Raw genomic sequence first — 16,385 nt, 5'->3', positions numbered from 1 at the left:
GTCTTTCTGAAGGATATTCATCCGCATGGTTAATGGGTTGTTCGATCTTCCCTGGTGGGGCTATGTCATCGTGGCCCTCGTTCTCACCCACATCACGATTGCAGCCGTCACCATCTTCCTGCATCGCCACCAGGCGCATCGGGCGCTGGACCTGCACCCGCTGCCGAGCCATTTCTTCCGCTTCTGGCTGTGGCTGACCACCGGCATGGTCACCCGCGAGTGGGCCGCCATCCACCGCAAGCACCACGCCAAGTGCGAGACGCCCGAGGATCCGCACAGCCCGCAGACGCGCGGCCTGCGCAAGGTGCTGTGGGAGGGCGCGGAACTGTATCGCGCCGAGGCGAAGAACGAGGACACCCTCAAGCGCTACGGCCACGGCACGCCCGACGACTGGCTGGAGCGCAACGTGTACCGCCATTCGGTGCTGGGGGTGTCGATCATGCTGGTGATCGACGTCATCGCCTTCGGCGCCATCGGGCTGACGATCTGGGCCGTGCAGATGGTGTGGATCCCGTTCTGGGCCGCAGGCGTGGTCAATGGCGTCGCCCACTTCTGGGGCTACCGCAACTACGACTGCAGCGACGCCTCGCGCAACATCCTGCCGTGGGGCATCCTCATCGGTGGCGAGGAACTGCACAACAACCACCACAGCTTCGCCACCTCGGCCAAGCTGTCGGCCAAGTGGTACGAGTTCGACATCGGCTGGATGTACATCCGCATGCTGGAGATGCTGGGGCTGGCGAAGGTCAAGAAGACCATCCCGAAGCCGCGCCTCGGCGAGGTGAAGCCCGTGCCGGATCTCGATACCTTGCAGGCGATCGTCACCCATCGCTACGACGTCATGACCAACTACATGCGCTCGCTGAAGAAGGTCTGCGCCCACGAGCTCAAGCGCCTGCAGCGCGCCGGGGCGGAGGGGCTCGATGTGCGTGCCGCCCGGCGCTGGGTGCTGTCCGGCGAGGCGCGCCACCTGCGTGAAGAGCAGCGCCAGCAGCTGCAGGCGGTGGTGGGGCAGAGTCCGGCGCTGGCGACCGTGGTGTCGATGCGCGAGGAACTCGCCGCCATCTGGGCGCGCTCGAACGCCAGCCGCGAGCAGTTGCTCGCCCAGCTGCAGGACTGGATCGCGCGTGCGGAGCAGAGCGGCATCGCCCAGCTGCAGGAGTTCTCGCTGCGCCTGCGCCGCTACGCGGCGTAAGGTCGTTCACGCGGCCAGGTAGCGCGCGAACAGCTTCGCCATCGGCTTGGCGGCGCTGGAAAGCGGCATCCCGCGCAGGCGCAGGATGCCGAAGCACATCGGTGGCGGCAGGGGCGTGACGTGCATGCAGCGGATGCCGTGGCCGACCAGCCTGTCCTCGAACAGGCGTGCCGGGCCGATGCCGATGCAGTCGGTGCGCTGCATCAGTTCGAGCATCAGCATCGTCGAGGCACAGCGGATCATGTGCTTGGGCGGCGGCAGGCCTTGTTCGCCGAGCCAGGCCAGCAGGCTGCGGCCGAGGCTGCCGGGGCTCAGGTTCATGACCCATTTCGCGTCCTTGAGCTCCGCCCAGCTTGTCGCCGCGGCCAGCGGATGGCCCTCGCGCGCGGCCAGCACGGCCTCGGCCGGGCCCAGCGGCTCGAAATCGATCTCGTAGGGCAGGTCGGTCGGGTCGGCGACGGCAATCGCAAAATCGAGTCGGCCTTCGATCAGATCGGGCAGTACCTGGGTCAGCAGCCCTTCGGTCAGATGGACCTCGGCCTCGGGCTGCAGTTGCTCGTATTCGCGCAGCACCCGCGGCAGCACCAGTGCGCCTGCCATCGGGGTGACCGCAATGACCACCCTTGAACCGGCGCCGCCATGCAGCAGGCGGACCTCTTCCACCGCCTTGTCCACGATCGACAGCGCCAGCCGGGCGCGGGTGAGCAGCGCCATTCCCGCCGCGGTGAACTCGATGCCCTTGTAGCTGCGGGTCAGCAGCGGCGCCCCGACATCTTCCTCGAGCTCGCGCAAGGCCTTGGTCAGGGCGCTCTGGCTGAGGTTCATCGCCCGCGCGGCAGCGCGAATCGAACTCGATTCCGCCACATGCACCAGTGCTCGAAGTTGATGGTCTTTCATGGGGTCGCCCAGTGTTTGCGTTGGCTCGCTGCCGGCGCAACGTATCGCCTTCCGGGGGCGGTTTCAACTGATTCTCGCGCCTGTTCGAGGTGATTCCAGATGGTGGTCATCGCGGACAATGGAATGCCTTATTTTTTATAGGGGAATCTCTAGGATGGCGGCGTACCAATTGTTCAACCCGCTTCCACTAGGAGATCGCCATGACAGCCGTTGCGGGTACGCCCTCCAGGACCCCTTCTTCGACCACCAGCGCATCCAGTGCCACCTACAAAGGCAATGACAAGCTTCTGTACGGCATCATTCTGGGTGTCATCACTTTCTGGCTCTTTGCCCAGACCACCCTGAACATCGCGCCGGACATGCAGCGGGACCTCGGTCTCGATGCAAGCATGATGAACATCGCCGTCGCCATCACGGCGCTGTTCTCAGGCATCTTCATCGTCGTCATCGGCGGTCTCGCCGATCGCGTCGGTCGTGTAAAGACCGTCCAGATCGGCTTCTATCTCAGCATCATCGGTTCGCTGCTGATTGCCATGGCACCCACGGGCGACATGGCGACGGGCTTCCTGCTCGTCGGGCGCGCGCTGCAGGGGGTGTCAGCGGCATGCATCATGCCGGCCAGCCTGGCCCTGGTGAAGAGCTACTGGGATGGTCCGGCGCGTCAGCGTGCGGTGAGCCTGTGGTCGATCGGTTCCTGGGGTGGCTCGGGCGTGTGTTCGCTGTTCGGTGGCCTGGTCACGCAGAACTTCGGCTGGCGCTACATCTTCTTCGCCTCGATCGTCGTTGCCGTCATCGGCCTGCTGATGATGAAGGGAACTCCGGAAAGCAAGGCCGAGACCAAGGGCGCCTACAAGTTCGACCTGGCAGGCGTGCTGACCTTCCTGATCGCCATGGTGGCCCTGCAGATCGTCGTGACCCAGGGTAACAAGATGGGCTGGACCAGCCCGACCATCCATGGCCTGATTGCCGCGGTGATCGTTTTCGGTGGGCTCTTCTTCCGCATCGAAAACACGATCGGTCAGCCCTTCGTCGATTTCAAGCTGTTCCGCAATCCGACCTACACCGGCGCCACCATCTCCAACTTCCTGCTCAACGGCGTTGCCGGCACCCTGCTGGTTTCGCTGCAACTGGTCCAACTCGGTGGCGACATGACCGCGCAGCAAGCCGGTGCGCTGACCCTGGGCTACGCCGTCGCAATCATCGCCTTCATCCGTGTCGGCGAGAAGCTGCTGCAGCGCTTCGGTGCGCGCAAGCCGATGATCTGGGGCTGCCTCATCACCGGTCTGGCCATCGTGCTGCTGTCGCCGGCCAACCTGTTGCTCGGCGACTACAAGATCCTCGCCATGATTGGCTACACCCTGTTTGGTGTGGGTCTGGCCTTCTACGCGACGCCTTCGACCGACGCGGCCCTCTCCGCCCTTCCGGCGGACCAGGCGGGTTCGGGCTCGGGGATCTACAAGATGGCCTCGTCGCTCGGCGCCGCTTTCGGCGTCGCGATCTCGGCAGCCATCTTCACCGCGCTCAGCGCCAGCCCCGAAAGCATCGCCTGGCTCGAAGGCGTGATTACCTTCGCGGGTCGTCAGGACAACCTCGCGGTGCGTGAGGCCGCGATCATCGCCCTGATGTTCAACGTGCTGATGGTGGTCGGCGCAATCATGTCGATCATGCTCACGATCCCGAAAGCCGGCGCGAAGAAGGCCTGAGGCGGCGTCAGCACCACCCATCCCCGCTCTGCGCGCTCCGCCGCTGGTGGCGTGTCAGGTGCAGAGCCAGCCCGGGCTGATCGTTTCAGCCCGCGAGGCCCGGGCATTTCATCTCAAGGTTTCAGATTTCGATCAGGACTCATCATGAACACGCTTTTGAATGCACTGGCGGACGATCAGGAGCAGATGAAGGTCTGGCGGCACCACATGCACCAGTACCCCGAGGTGGCGTTCGAGGAGCACAACACCGCCCGTTACATTGCCGAGCTGCTGCGCGACTGGGGCTACGAGGTCACCGAAGGCATTGGCAGGACCGGTCTGGTTGCAAGCCTGCGCTGCGGCGATGGCAACAAGTCGGTCGGGCTGCGGGCCGACATCGATGCGCTGGCCGTGGAGGAGATGATCGAAGGCGGGCACAAGAGCACCATCGCCGGAAAGTCGCACACCTGCGGTCACGACGGCCATAGCGCGATGCTGCTCGGCGCGGCCCGCTACCTCGCGCGCACCCGGGCCTTCAACGGCACCGTCAACCTCATTTTCCAGCCGGCAGAGGAGACCATGGGCGGCGCGGTGGCCATGATCAAGGATGGCCTGTTCGAGCGCTTCCCGATGGACGCCGTGTTCGGCATGCACAACATGCCGACACTGGAGCGCGGCAAGCTTTACTTCACTGCCGGGCCGGTGATGGCCGCAGTCGACAACTGGGAGATCGTCCTGACCGGCAAGGGCAGCCATGGCTCGATGCCGGAGAGAAGCATCGACCCCGTGGTGGCAGGCGCCTCACTGGTCATGGCCCTGCAGACCATCGTGGCGCGCAATGTGGGGCCGAAGGACTCGGCCGTGGTTTCGGTCGGCGCCTTCCTGGCCGGCGACGCCGGCAACGTGATTCCGCAGACCGCAACCCTGCGTCTGAGCATCTGCAGCAGCGCACCCGAGACGCGCAAGCTGGTGCTCGACAAGGTCAAAGCCATCACTGCGGCCCAGGCGGCGTCCTTCGGTGTCAGCTATGAGATTCGCGAAGGCGCGCCGGGCGCGGTGCTCGTCAATGACCCGGCGTTGACGGCCGAATGTGCGGACGTCGCGCGCGCCCTGGTGGGTGAGGATCAGGTGGTGATGCCCGGGCCCACCTTCATGGGAAGCGAGGACTTTGCCTACTATGCGCAGCAAAAACCCTGCACCTACTGCTTCATCGGCAACGGCGACACGCCGATGGTGCACCACCCGCTGTACGACTTCGATGACCGCAACCTGCCGATCGGGGCAGCGTACTGGGTGGCGCTGACGCAGCATTACCTGAGCTAAGCCCGCTGCCGGGCGCGGCCTTCGACTGCTGGGATCAGGCGCGAATCGCGTCTGCCCAGCAGTTCGGCGTTTCGTACAGCCGCACGCGCTCGAGCCGGAGGTGATTGCCGTAGGTGTCGCGGTAAGCGGGGTCGAGAATGCGAAAGGCTTCTGCCGCGAGGTTTTCGGCAGTGGGCACCACGTCGAGCACCACCGTCTTGTGGCCCGGCACGCTGGCGAGAAACTCGGTGACCAGGGTGTCGCCGCGGTAAGCGAGGAAGGCGTGGTCCCACTGGTCGACCACCCGTTCGTTGGCAATGCGCTTGACGTCGGCAAAGTCCATCACCATGCCATTGACCGCCAGGCCGTCGGCCTTGATGATCTCACCGGAAAGCGTGATCTCGATGGCGTAGCGGTGTCCGTGCAGATGACGGCACTGGCTGGCGTGATCCGGGATCCGGTGTCCGGCATCGAATTCGAGACGACGGGTGATGCGCATGGCTGACCTCAGTAAATGGGCGCGGAGTATAGCATCCCGGATGTGCCTCAGGCTCCTGTTGTATCCCGCAAGTGATTGAGCAGACGATGATTTCCGATTCCTCAAAGCGCCCGCAGGCGCTCTCCTTCCGCAACCACGACCGCGACCTGGCCGGGCTCACCTATGTCTATGCGGTGCTGTCGCGACGTGCGGGCGGCGTGTCGGTGGGCATCAACCTGAACCCCAACAATGCCTGCAACTGGCATTGCGCCTACTGCCAGGTGCCAGGGCTGGTGCGCGGCAAGGCGCCCGAGATCGACCTCGCGAAGCTCGAGGACGAGTTGCACGGATTTCTCGGGGACCTGGTTCAGGGCGACTGGATGCAGCGTTTCGTGCCCGAGGACATGCGCGTGATTCGCGACATTGCCTTTTCGGGCAATGGCGAGCCGACGAGCGCAAAGGTATTTCCCGAGGCGGTCGAGCTCGCGATCCGCCTGCGGGCGGAGTTCGGCCTTGCGGCCGAGCGCGTGCCCCTGCGCCTGATCACCAACGGCAGCCTGATGGGGCAGCCCGACGTGCTGGCGGCGGTGGGGCGCCTGGCCGAGGCAGGGGGCGAGGTCTGGTTCAAGGTCGATGCCGGCACGGCAGACGGCATCGAGCGCGTCAACGGCGTGCGGCTGGAGCCCGCCTCGGTGGCGCGAAACCTGGCGCGCTGCGCCGCGGCATGTCCGACCTGGGTGCAGACCTGCATGTTCCGCTGGGATGGGGCGGGACCCTCGGCGGTGGACATCGAGGCCTACCTCGCCCTGCTCGAGCTGGCAGATCCATCGCGTCTCGAGGGCGTGCTGCTGTATGGCCTCGCCCGTCAATCGATGCAGCCGGAGGCGTCGCACCTTTCGGCGCTGAGTGCCGAGGAGCTCGAGGCGATCGCCAGCGACATACGAAAAAAAGGGCTGACGGTTCGCGTCAGCCCCTGAACAGCCGCGCCATGCGCTCAGCGCTCCTTGCGCTTGGCGCGCGCTTCCTTCTTTAGGGTCTTGTACAACTCGGGGTTGGTTGCCTTCAGGTACTCGGCGACATCCACGTCCTCGCGCTTGACCTTGTTGATGTCGATCTGCTCGACATGCACAAGGCGCAGCAGGGCCTGAACCGGGCGCGGAATGTTACGACCACTTTCGTAACGGGAGCCGCCGCTTTGCGTGACGCCAATCTTGGACCAGAACTGCGACTGGTTCAGGCCAAGTTTCCGGCGAATTTCGCGAACATCGAGCTTTTCTGTGCTTTTCATCGCAAATTCCTCGTGGGTGGACCGGCACACGTCTCGCTGGACGAGCCGTGTGCCGGATCCGGGTCTATGTGTCACCTATGACCAAAGTCATAGGATGCGTGAAGTATAGTTCACTATTCTTTCAACATACAAAGAAGAGTTTGTTGAATTTGTTGAAGACGTGGATTACTTCACATCGTTGAGTTTCAGCCCGCGGTTGTCGAGCAAAAATTTCTGCCTTTGGATAGAATCATTGGCTTTATCCACTGGCACTTGGATACGACAATGGCACTAATAGTTCAGAAGTACGGTGGCACTTCAGTGGGAGCGCCCGACCGCATCAGGAACGTCGCGCGCAAGGTGGCGAAGTTCCGTGCGGCAGGCCACCAGGTGGTCGTGGTCGTATCCGCGATGAGCGGCGAGACCAACCGCCTGATCGCCCTGACGAAGGAGGTCGCCTCGAATCCCAGTCCGCGTGAACTCGACGTCGTCGTGTCGACGGGCGAGCAGGTGACGATCGGGCTGCTGTGCATGGCGCTCGAGGACATCGGCGTGCCGGCCAAGAGCTACACCGGCGCGCAGGTCAAGATCCTGACCGACTCGCTGCATACCAAGGCGCGCATCCTCAACATCGACGAGGCGCCGATCCGTCGCGATCTCGACGAAGGCAAGGTCGTCGTCGTCGCGGGTTTCCAGGGCGTGGACGAGAACGGCAACATCACCACCCTGGGTCGTGGTGGCTCCGACACTACCGGGGTGGCGCTGGCGGCAGCGCTCAAGGCGGACGAATGCCAGATCTACACCGACGTCGACGGCGTGTACACCACTGACCCGCGCATCGTTCCCGAGGCCCGCAAGCTCGATACCATCACTTTCGAAGAGATGCTGGAGATGGCCAGCCTCGGTTCGAAAGTCCTGCAGATTCGCTCGGTGGAATTCGCCGGCAAGTACAAGGTCAAGCTGCGCGTCCTCTCCAGCTTCGAGGATCGCGAAGGCGAGGGCACGCTCATCACCGTTGAGGAAGACAAGAACATGGAACAACCCGTCATCTCCGGCATCGCCTTCTCGCGCGACGAAGCCAAGCTCACCGTGACCGGCGTGCCTGACAAGCCGGGTATCGCCTACCAGATCCTGGGCCCGATCGCCGACGCCAACATCGACGTCGACATGATCATCCAGAACATCGGCCATGACGGCTGCACCGACTTCTCGTTCACCGTGACCCGCGGCGACCTCGCCAAGGCGCTCACCGTGCTCGAAGGCGTGCGCGCCCACATCGGTGCGCGCGCGGTCGAGAGCGACAACACCATGTGCAAGGTGTCGATCGTCGGCGTCGGCATGCGCTCGCATCCGGGCGTGGCCTCGCAGATGTTCCGCACGCTGGCCGAAGAGGGGATCAACATCCAGATGATCTCGACCTCGGAAATCAAGATCTCGGTGGCCATCGAGGACAAGTACCTCGAGCTCGCCGTGCGCGCGCTGCACAAGGCTTTCGGCCTCGACGCGGCGGCCGCATAAAGTCACTGAATCACGTTTGACCGGCAGGCGCGAACTCGCTATGATCGCGCCTTCCTGATGGAGACGTGGCCGAGAGGTCGAAGGCACTCCCCTGCTAAGGGAGCATGCGGGCTAAAACTCGCATCGAGGGTTCGAATCCCTCCGTCTCCGCCAGAGCACTTGAGCCCCTGTTGTTGAGGGGCTTTTTTGCGTCCACGGCGCACGGGGCGGCGCTCGCGCTAGCCAGATCGCCGCCTTCCACGCCTGAATCGGCGGGCGCTAGAGAAGGTCATGTGCCGTGCGGTCCAGGAGACATGGCTGTTCCTGGCGATGGCGGGGGCACTGGGGATTTTTGGGTGATGCGCACGCGACCCAGTCCCCGCTGCCGAGGGGCGACCGTATGGAGCCTAAGGGGCAATAGCCTGGAGTACGAGCGGTTTTCCTGTTAACCTGAAAATCACGAACAAGCAGGAAAACGCCATGCAATCGCTCGATCACCAGCAGCAGCTTTTCATGGTCGAGTCGGACCAACTGTATCGGGCATGGGTCGATGCCTTGCATCACGCCCGCAGTTACCGATACGGGATGCGCTGGGTGACGTCGAAAGGGCGGCAGTATCTGCTGCGGCTTCGGGACGCGCGGGGTAACGGCAAGTCGCTCGGACCACGCAACACCGAAACCGAGGCGGTGTATGCAGCGTTTATGGAGGGAAAGTCCCGTGCCGATTCGCGCCTGAAATCCCTGTCCGAGCGCATGACACGGCAAGCGCGTTTGAATCGCGCGGCACGTCTGGGGCGGCTGCCCAACATCGTTGGCGACATCCTGCTTGGTTTGGCCGCTGCGCGCATGGAGCATGATTTCTGCGTCATCGGGACGCATGCGATATACGGCTACGAGGCGATGGCCGGCGTGCATTGCCGCATGGAGTTGCTGGCCTCGGGTGATGTCGACCTGCTCTACGATCCACGCCGGCATCTGTCGATCGTTGCGTCGAAACTCGACACACAGGGTTTGCTCGGGCTGCTACGAAAAGTGGATGCGAGTTTTGCGCCGATGGACGGGTCGCCTTTTCGCGCAGCGAACGACGACGGTTTCATGGTCGATCTGGTGATCCCTGCGCGTGATCTTCGTGAGACCACCGAGGTGACATTTGGTCAGGATGACCTGGTGGCGGTCGAGGTCCCCAATCTGCACTGGCTGGTCAATGCGCCAAAGCACGACGTGGTCGCGGTCGCGGCAGATGGTCGGCCAGTGATGATGCGAGTGCCGGATCCACGCGCGTTCTCCCTTCATAAGGCGTGGCTGTCGACGCGTGCCGACCGGGAGCCGATGAAGAAATCTCGCGACCGTGCGCAAGCAGCCCTCGTCGCACAGCTCACGCTGGCCTACCTGCCCAGCTTGAAGTTCGAACCCCGAAAGCTCAGGTTTTTCAGTGCGGACATGTTGCAGCTCGCCCAGCAGACCCTGGAAGACGAGGCTGGCGTCCGCTTGCCGGGTATTGATTTCTAAGGGCGGGGCTGGTGCATGGCCGCCGGTTCTTCGTTCGAGCCGTGACGGTCGGCGAGCACGAGCAGGTTGCGCGGCGTCAGGCTGCGTTCGCAAAAGCGGCCGACCTGCACGTCGAATCCCCGCTGCTCGAGGCCGAGCGCCAGGTCAAGGACCAGCCACAGTTCCAGTGGCCGGCGAAACGCATGGCGGACGAGTTCGAAGCGCCGTACCTGGTCGCGACGCGCCCAGCCCTTGCGCTCCCAATCCGACCACGACAGATCCAGAGGCAGCCTCACCTCCTCGCGCGCGGCAAGCCGGCGGCAGAAGGCTTCGAATCCCTCCGCGTACCAGGTGGCGGGCACGGGGCGAAACGGGCGCTGCGCCTCGCCCTCGACTGCGTTGCGCAGCGCGACGAAGCCCAGCTTCCAGGCCTGGTCGCGTGCGAGGCGCTGGCGATCATGCCGCGGCGCGGTCACCACTTCGGTCACTGCCACGCGCAGGCTCGATGGGTCGAGCATCAGCCGGGCATCGCGGTTGAGCGCACGGTAGGCGCCGTCGGTGCCGAGGTGATAACAGCACGGCGCAATCCGGTAGGCCTGCGCACCGTCGTGCTCGGCGTTGCGCACCAGGCGGCGATGCAGCTCGCCGCAGGCGTGCAGGGCCAGCACCGAATGATCGCGCACATGGACACGTGAGCCCTCGTCGAGCGCATCCGCGCACACGACGTGCTGGTTCGCGCGGCTGCGGGCCGCCCCGCGCGCGGCGTCGGCGCACAGGGTGGGATCGATCTCGAGTGAGGTGACGCGCACGCCTTCGGCGAGTGCCACGCGCCGCCCCAGGTGGCCCTTGCCCGCACACCATTCAAGCGCCGGACTTGTGCACGCAGGCATGTGGCGGGCGAAGGCCTCGATCTGCGCGCGCTTGCGGCCGGGGATGCCGTCGGCGAAGCGGGCATCGCATGCGGCCAGATCGCGCGCGGGGAGCGCTGGAACGCAGGCTGCCGCGTTCAGGTCGGCCAGCGCCGGGGCATGCGCGGAGAGCCACGCGCCAAAGGCGCCCGGGTCCGCCGCGAAGCGCTCGACCGTGTCGCCGTCGAGCGCTTCCAGCGCCGTGGCCAGCTGCGGCCACTGTGCGCACCAGGGCGGGCGCGTGATGTGGAAGGGCGAGGGTCGCCACAAGGCGTCGTGCTCCATCAGCAGCGACTGGATATCGAGAAATCGGCGACGCAGGTTCATCGGGCAGCAGGTGTGGATGGAAGCTTGGGGGCGTGGCAGCTTGCGAGCACATCCTGGCCACACGCGACCGCCTTAACTTTAATTGTGTGCTCCGTTGCGCCGGCTTGGATAGGGGCGCCGCTGCAGGGCGGCGCGGCCGCGACCGGGACGGGGTCGGCCGCCTGCCCGGCCGCCGTCGTCTGGCGCCTGTCGTTCCCGGTTCCCGTTCAAGTGAATTTGGACAAAACAAATTTGTTAGAATTGAGGCCGTTGATATCGATCAGGAAGTCCGATGTGTGGAATTGCAGGTGAGTTGAGGTTCGATGGTGGCCGTCCGGATGTGGCGGCGCTCGAGCGGATGAACGACAGTCAGCAGCGCCGCGGGCCGGATGCGGCGGGGCTGCACGTGCAGGGCGCACAGGCCTGGGGCCACCGACGGCTGAAGATCATGGACCTGTCCGAGTCGGCCCAGCAGCCGATGTTCGATCCTGCGCTGGGGCTGGGCATCGTCTTCAATGGCGCGGTGTACAACCACCCGGAACTGCGGCGCGAGCTCGAGGCCAAGGGCTATCGCTTCTATTCCCATGGTGACACCGAGGTGCTGCTTAAGGCCTATCACGCCTGGGGTGAGGATTTCGTGTCGCGCCTCAACGGCATGTTTGCGTTCGCGATCTGGGAGCGCGACAGCGGCCGTGTGCTGCTCGGGCGCGACCGCCTGGGCATCAAGCCGCTGTACTACGCCGACATCGACGGCGGCCTGCGCTTCGCCTCGGCCTTGCCGGCGCTGCTCGCGGCCGGCGGGGTGAATACCGCGATCGATCCGGTCGCGCTCAATTACTACCTGTCCTTCCATGCGGTGGTGCCGGCGCCGCACACGCTGCTGGCGGGCGTGCGCAAGCTGGCGCCGGGGACCCTGATGCGCATCGAGCCCGATGGCCGCCGCAGCGAGCGCCGCTTCTGGTCGCTGGCCTATGCGCGCGATGCGGCCGACGTGTCGCGCGGCTTCGAGGAATGGACCGAGATCCTGCTCGATGGCCTGCGCACCGCGGTGAAGCGCCGCCTGGTGGCCGACGTGCCGGTGGGCGCGCTGCTGTCGGGTGGCGTGGATTCCAGCCTCATCGTCGGCCTGATGGCCGAGGCCGGGGTGAAGAACCTGCGCACCTACAACGTGGGCTTCGCCGATGTCGGCGGCGAGAAGGGCAACGAGTTCGAGTACGCCGACATCGTCGCCCGCGAATTCGGCACGATTCATGAGCGCATCTTCGTGCCCGAGCAGGAGCTGCTCACTCGCCTGCCCGAGGCCGTGGCGGCGATGAACGAGCCCATGGTGAGCCACGACTGCATCGGCTTCTATCTGCTCTCCGAGGCGGTGTCGCGCCACAGCAAGGTGGTGCAGAGCGGGCAGGGGGCGGACGAGGTGTTCGGCGGCTATCACTGGTATCCGAAGCTGGCGGGCAGCGCCGACCCGGTGGCTGACTACCTGGCCGCGTTCCGCGACCGCGACTACGACGAGTACCTTGCCACCGTGGATCCGCAGTGGCATGGCGTGGATGCCAGCGCGGCCTTCGTCGCCGCGAGCTTCAACGCCCCGGGGGCGGACGACCCGGTGGAGAAGGCGCTGCGCCTCGATACCACGGTGATGCTGGTCGACGACCCGGTGAAGCGGGTGGACAACATGACCATGGCCTTCGGCCTGGAGGCGCGCGTGCCCTTCCTCGATCACGAGCTGGTCGAGCTGGCGGCGCGCATCCCGGCGCGGCACAAGCTCGCCCACGGCGGCAAGGGCGTGCTCAAGGAGGCCGCGCGCAAGCTGATCCCGGCTGCGGTGATCGACCGCCCGAAGGGCTACTTCCCGGTGCCGGCGCTCAAGTATCTGCAGGGGCCGGTGCTCGAGACGGTGCGCGATGCGCTGTCGAGCCGGGCGGCGCGCGAACGGGGCCTGTTCCGCCGTGACTACGTGGACCGCCTGCTGGCCGCGCCGATGGCACACCTCACGCCGCTGCGTGGCTCCAAGCTCTGGCAGCTGGGCCTGCTGGAGTGGTGGCTGCAGCGCCATCTCGGCTGAGGAAGGGCGATGATCCGCAAGCATATCGCCCGCGCCCTGCGCGCGGAGCAGCGCAGCTCGCAGCTCGCACCCCATGCGTCGACAGCGGCTGCCGCCTGGCAGGCGGCCGGCGCCGAGTCCGCGCCGGCGCGCCCCGCCGATGTCGCCGTCGAATGTGGCTGGGGGCGTCTGCTGCCGGCGCAGACCTGGAAGGACTCGGCCGCGCTGTCCGCCGCGCTGCTGCAGGAGCGCCCCGGCCAGCGTGACATCGCCTTCTACGTCGAGAAGCCTCAGGTCGTCGTTGCCTGCGCTCCGCAGGCGCTCTTTCTCGACCCCTCCGACGCCTTTCGCCTCAGCCTCGCCGCCTATCGCACCCCCTCGCAAGGCCCGGGGCGGCGCGGCTTCACGGTGCGGCGCCTGCGCACGCGCTCCGACGTGGCGGCGATCAATGTGCTCTATCGCGTGCGCCACATGGTGCCGGTGGACGCGCCGGCGGTGTGGAAGGCACGCGCCAGCCGCCACATCACCTATGCACTCGCCGAAGATCGCGCCAGCGGCGAGGTCATCGGCGTGGCGATGGGGCTGGACCATGTCGAGGCCTTCGCCGACCCACAGCACGGCGCCAGCCTGTGGGCGCTCGCCGTGGCGCCGCAGGCGGCGCACCCGGGGGTGGGCGAGGCGCTGGTCCGCTACCTGGCCGAGCACTACCAGGCGCGCGGCCGCGAGTGGCTGGACGTGTCGGTGCTGCACGACAACGAGCAGGCCATCGCGCTCTACGACAAGCTCGGCTTCCAGCGCATCCCGGCGTTTGCGGTGAAGCGGCGCAATGCCATCAACGAGGCGCTGTTTACCGGCGGCGCGGGGCAGTTCGCCGGGCTCAACCCGTACGCCCGCCTGCTGGTGGACGAGGCGGTGCGGCGCGGCATCGACGCCGAGGTGATCGACGCCGAGCACGGCTACTTCCGCCTCACCCTGGGCGGGCGCAGCATCGTCTGCCGCGAGTCCTTGTCAGAGCTCACCAGTGCGGTGGCGATGAGCCGCTGCCAGGACAAGCGCGTGACGCTGAAGCTGCTCGCGGGCGCCGGCCTGGCCGTGCCGCGTCAGGCCTGTGCCGACGACGAGGCGGCCTGGCAGGCGCTGCTGGCCGACTGCGGCGCGGTGGTGGTCAAGCCGGTCGAGGGCGAGCAGGGCAAGGGCATCAGCGTCGACCTGCGCGAGGCCGCGGCGGTGCGTGCGGCGATCGGGCGCGCGCGGCAGTTCTGCGACCGCGTCATCGTCGAGCAGTTCTGCGCCGGCGAGGACCTGCGCATCGTGGTGATCGACTTCAGCGTCGTGGCCGCGGCCGTGCGCCGACCGCCGGTGGTGGTCGGCGACGGCTGCAGCACGGTGCGCGCGCTGATCGAGCGCCAGAGCCGGCGCCGGGCGGCCGCCACCGGCGGCGAGTCGCGCATCCCGCTCGACGCCGAGACCGAGCGCTGCGTTGCCGCCGGCGGCTGCAGCCTGGACACCGTGCTCGAAGCCGAGCAGCGCCTGCAGGTGCGCAAGGCCGCCAATCTGCATACCGGCGGCACCATCCACGACGTCACCGCCGAACTGCACCCGACCCTGCGCGAAGCCGCCGAGCGCGCGGCACGCTGCCTGGATATCCCGGTTACCGGGCTCGACTTCCTGGTGCCGGCGGTGACGGCGCCCGACTACGTGATCATCGAGGCCAACGAGCGCCCCGGGCTCGCCAACCACGAGCCACAGCCCACCGCCGAGCGCTTCATCGACCTGCTGTTCCCGCGCACCCGGGCGGTGACGCCTGAACACGCGGCGAGCGCCGTGGGCGCGGCCGCGAACGAAGGAGAACAATAATGAACATCCCGCTCCCCCAAGCTCTGGCGCCGGCGGCGCTGCCGGCCATCGACTACGCCTATCTGGAAGAGACCCTGCTCCAGCTGCTCGCCATCCCCAGCCCGGTCGGGCTCACCGATGCGGCCGTGCGCTACACCGCGGGCCGCTTCGAGGCGCTGGGCATCCCCTACGAGATCACCCGCCGCGGCGCAATCCGTGCCACCCTGGCAGGCAGGGAGGCGCAGCCGGCGCGCGCGGTGGTGGCGCATCTGGATACCCTGGGGGCGATGGTGAAGTCGCTCAAGCCCAATGGCCGGCTGGAGATCGTGCCCATCGGCCACTGGTCGGCGCGCTTCGCCGAGGGCAGCCGGCTCACCATCTTCACCGACCATGGCCAGGTGCGCGGCACCTGTCTGCCGCTGAAGACCTCGGGCCACGCCTTCGGCGGCGAGATCGACACCCAGCCGGTGGGCTGGGAGCATGTCGAGGTGCGGGTCGACCTGGCGGCCGAGGACCGCGCCGGGCTCGCCGCCGCCGGGCTGGAGGTGGGCGACTGGATCGCCTTCGATCCGCAGCCCGAGATCCAGCCCGATGGCTACATCAACTCGCGCTACCTCGACGACAAGGCCGCGGTGGCGGCGCTGTTGACCGCCTGCAAGGCGGTGCGCGACCATGGGCTGGTGCTGCCGGTGGACGTGCATCCGCTGCTCACCATCACCGAGGAGATCGGCTCGGGCGCCTCGGCCGCGCTGCACGGCGAGATCGCCGAGATGGTGAGCCTGGACATCTCGATCGCCGCGCCCGGGCAGAACACCTCCGAGCATGCCGCGACGATCTGCATGCAGGACATGTCCGGCCCCTTCGACTACCACCTCACGCACAAGCTGATCGCGCTCGCCAAGGCGCATGGCGTCGCCCACCGCCGCGACATCTTCCGCTACTACCGCTCCGACTCGGCTGCCGCGGTGGAGGCCGGCAACGACATCCGTACCGCCTTGATCGGCTTTGGCGCCGACGCCTCGCATGCGCAGGAGCGCACCCATCGCGATGCGCTCGAGGCGCTCACCCGGCTGGTGATCGCCTACATGTGCAGCGAGCCGGTGGCGCGCCGTGACTGCCGCTCGATGGGCTCGCTCGATGGCTTCACCGAGCAGCTCTGCCCGGGCGACATGCTGGTGCCGAGCACGCCGCTGCCGGTGCCCGAGACCTTCCTTGGCGACCCCCTTGTGCAGCAGACCGACTCCGAGCGCCTGTAGCGTCCGCGGCCCCGCCCTCATATGGGGCGGACCGTCGTCATCGGTCCGCCGGCGGGGTGAGGCCGCGGTACGTTGACGTGGCAGGCGGGGTTGATCGAATCATATGTTGTGTCTTATAGAGGACTTTCGCTCCCGAGTCTTGACCCGGGCGCCATTCGATCGCATCCTTCCACGGTTCCGTACCGTCCAAGCGGTGGAAGCTTGTCAACATCCAGTCCTGAGAGTCCGA

At 66.4% G+C, this 16,385-nt stretch carries 13 protein-coding genes and 1 tRNA gene; 10 read left to right on the top strand and 4 right to left on the bottom strand.

Features of this window, described 5'->3' with window-relative positions; genetic code table 11:
• Positions 1-25 precede the first annotated feature (25 nt).
• Positions 26-1,195, top strand: a complete 1,170-nt coding sequence (locus ACMV5O_RS17795) for a fatty acid desaturase (protein WP_416164729.1) — start codon at positions 26-28, stop codon at positions 1,193-1,195.
• Positions 1,196-1,201: 6 nt separating this feature from the next.
• On the opposite strand, the gene ACMV5O_RS17790 is transcribed toward ACMV5O_RS17795, so the two are convergent.
• Positions 1,202-2,092 carry a LysR substrate-binding domain-containing protein gene (locus ACMV5O_RS17790; RefSeq protein ID WP_416164728.1) on the bottom strand — a complete coding sequence of 297 codons (891 nt, stop codon included), beginning with the start codon at positions 2,090-2,092 and terminating at the stop codon, positions 1,202-1,204.
• 200 nt (positions 2,093-2,292) lie between these two features.
• Here ACMV5O_RS17790 and ACMV5O_RS17785 point away from each other — a divergent pair, with 200 nt between their 5' ends.
• Complete coding sequence (locus ACMV5O_RS17785) at positions 2,293-3,795, top strand: MFS transporter (protein ID WP_416164727.1); 1,503 nt, start codon at positions 2,293-2,295, stop codon at positions 3,793-3,795.
• 144 nt (positions 3,796-3,939) lie between these two features.
• Complete coding sequence (locus ACMV5O_RS17780; protein WP_416164726.1) at positions 3,940-5,097, top strand: M20 aminoacylase family protein; 1,158 nt, start codon at positions 3,940-3,942, stop codon at positions 5,095-5,097.
• Positions 5,098-5,131: 34 nt separating this feature from the next.
• On the opposite strand, the gene queD is transcribed toward ACMV5O_RS17780, so the two are convergent.
• Positions 5,132-5,575, bottom strand: coding sequence for a 6-carboxytetrahydropterin synthase QueD (gene queD, locus ACMV5O_RS17775; RefSeq protein ID WP_416164725.1), 444 nt, complete (start codon positions 5,573-5,575; stop codon positions 5,132-5,134).
• Between the two features lie 86 nt (positions 5,576-5,661).
• Here queD and ACMV5O_RS17770 point away from each other — a divergent pair, with 86 nt between their 5' ends.
• Entirely contained in the window at positions 5,662-6,531 is an 870-nt protein-coding gene (locus ACMV5O_RS17770) for a radical SAM protein (protein WP_416164724.1), read from the top strand.
• Between the two features lie 17 nt (positions 6,532-6,548).
• Here the strand turns inward: ACMV5O_RS17770 and ACMV5O_RS17765 are convergent, their stop codons facing one another.
• Positions 6,549-6,842 carry a helix-turn-helix domain-containing protein gene (locus ACMV5O_RS17765; RefSeq protein ID WP_324541088.1) on the bottom strand — a complete coding sequence of 98 codons (294 nt, stop codon included), beginning with the start codon at positions 6,840-6,842 and terminating at the stop codon, positions 6,549-6,551.
• Positions 6,843-7,106: 264 nt separating this feature from the next.
• Here ACMV5O_RS17765 and ACMV5O_RS17760 point away from each other — a divergent pair, with 264 nt between their 5' ends.
• From ACMV5O_RS17760 to ACMV5O_RS17750, 3 genes are all read left to right on the top strand, one after another.
• Positions 7,107-8,339, top strand: coding sequence for an aspartate kinase (locus ACMV5O_RS17760; protein ID WP_416164723.1), 1,233 nt, complete (start codon positions 7,107-7,109; stop codon positions 8,337-8,339).
• Positions 8,340-8,398: 59 nt separating this feature from the next.
• A tRNA-Ser gene (locus tag ACMV5O_RS17755) sits at positions 8,399-8,492 on the top strand.
• A gap of 306 nt (positions 8,493-8,798) precedes the next feature.
• Positions 8,799-9,827 carry a GSU2403 family nucleotidyltransferase fold protein gene (locus tag ACMV5O_RS17750; RefSeq protein ID WP_416164722.1) on the top strand — a complete coding sequence of 343 codons (1,029 nt, stop codon included), beginning with the start codon at positions 8,799-8,801 and terminating at the stop codon, positions 9,825-9,827.
• On the opposite strand, the gene ACMV5O_RS17745 is transcribed toward ACMV5O_RS17750, so the two are convergent.
• On the bottom strand, positions 9,824-11,041 hold the full coding sequence (locus ACMV5O_RS17745) for a methyltransferase (RefSeq protein WP_416164721.1): 1,218 nt from the start codon (positions 11,039-11,041) through the stop codon (positions 9,824-9,826). The two genes, ACMV5O_RS17750 and ACMV5O_RS17745, sit on opposite strands and share 4 nt — an antisense overlap.
• Before the next feature lie 271 nt (positions 11,042-11,312).
• Between ACMV5O_RS17745 and ACMV5O_RS17740 the strand changes: the two genes are divergently transcribed.
• From ACMV5O_RS17740 to ACMV5O_RS17730, 3 genes are read left to right on the top strand one after another with little or no spacing between them, the layout of a single operon-like run.
• Positions 11,313-13,085 (top strand): N-acetylglutaminylglutamine amidotransferase, encoded by a 1,773-nt coding sequence (locus tag ACMV5O_RS17740; RefSeq protein WP_416164720.1) that lies wholly within the window; start codon positions 11,313-11,315, stop codon positions 13,083-13,085.
• A gap of 9 nt (positions 13,086-13,094) precedes the next feature.
• On the top strand, positions 13,095-14,921 hold the full coding sequence (gene ngg, locus ACMV5O_RS17735) for an N-acetylglutaminylglutamine synthetase (RefSeq protein ID WP_416164719.1): 1,827 nt from the start codon (positions 13,095-13,097) through the stop codon (positions 14,919-14,921).
• Positions 14,921-16,156: an osmoprotectant NAGGN system M42 family peptidase gene (locus ACMV5O_RS17730; protein WP_416164718.1), complete on the top strand. Its 1,236-nt coding sequence runs from the start codon at positions 14,921-14,923 to the stop codon at positions 16,154-16,156. The genes ngg and ACMV5O_RS17730 overlap by 1 nt, the downstream gene beginning before the upstream one ends.
• The last annotated feature ends 229 nt before the right edge of the window (positions 16,157-16,385 follow it).

The organism is Thauera sp. WH-1 (assembly GCF_047806685.1).
Taxonomy (GTDB): domain Bacteria; phylum Pseudomonadota; class Gammaproteobacteria; order Burkholderiales; family Rhodocyclaceae; genus Thauera.
The sequence above is the reverse complement of the archived record's forward strand: the minus strand, read 5'-3'. Positions and strand labels throughout refer to the sequence as shown.

Coding starts and splice junctions, on each gene's coding strand:
- ACMV5O_RS17770 (WP_416164724.1), top strand. CDS start 5,662: ATGATTTCCGATTCCTCAAAGCGCCCGCAGGCGCTCTCCTTCCGCAAC.
- queD (WP_416164725.1), bottom strand. CDS start 5,575: ATGCGCATCACCCGTCGTCTCGAATTCGATGCCGGACACCGGATCCCG.
- ACMV5O_RS17745 (WP_416164721.1), bottom strand. CDS start 11,041: ATGAACCTGCGTCGCCGATTTCTCGATATCCAGTCGCTGCTGATGGAG.
- ACMV5O_RS17740 (WP_416164720.1), top strand. CDS start 11,313: ATGTGTGGAATTGCAGGTGAGTTGAGGTTCGATGGTGGCCGTCCGGAT.
- ACMV5O_RS17750 (WP_416164722.1), top strand. CDS start 8,799: ATGCAATCGCTCGATCACCAGCAGCAGCTTTTCATGGTCGAGTCGGAC.
- ACMV5O_RS17785 (WP_416164727.1), top strand. CDS start 2,293: ATGACAGCCGTTGCGGGTACGCCCTCCAGGACCCCTTCTTCGACCACC.
- ACMV5O_RS17765 (WP_324541088.1), bottom strand. CDS start 6,842: ATGAAAAGCACAGAAAAGCTCGATGTTCGCGAAATTCGCCGGAAACTT.
- ACMV5O_RS17730 (WP_416164718.1), top strand. CDS start 14,921: ATGAACATCCCGCTCCCCCAAGCTCTGGCGCCGGCGGCGCTGCCGGCC.
- ACMV5O_RS17760 (WP_416164723.1), top strand. CDS start 7,107: ATGGCACTAATAGTTCAGAAGTACGGTGGCACTTCAGTGGGAGCGCCC.
- ACMV5O_RS17795 (WP_416164729.1), top strand. CDS start 26: ATGGTTAATGGGTTGTTCGATCTTCCCTGGTGGGGCTATGTCATCGTG.
- ACMV5O_RS17780 (WP_416164726.1), top strand. CDS start 3,940: ATGAACACGCTTTTGAATGCACTGGCGGACGATCAGGAGCAGATGAAG.
- ACMV5O_RS17790 (WP_416164728.1), bottom strand. CDS start 2,092: ATGAAAGACCATCAACTTCGAGCACTGGTGCATGTGGCGGAATCGAGT.
- ngg (WP_416164719.1), top strand. CDS start 13,095: ATGATCCGCAAGCATATCGCCCGCGCCCTGCGCGCGGAGCAGCGCAGC.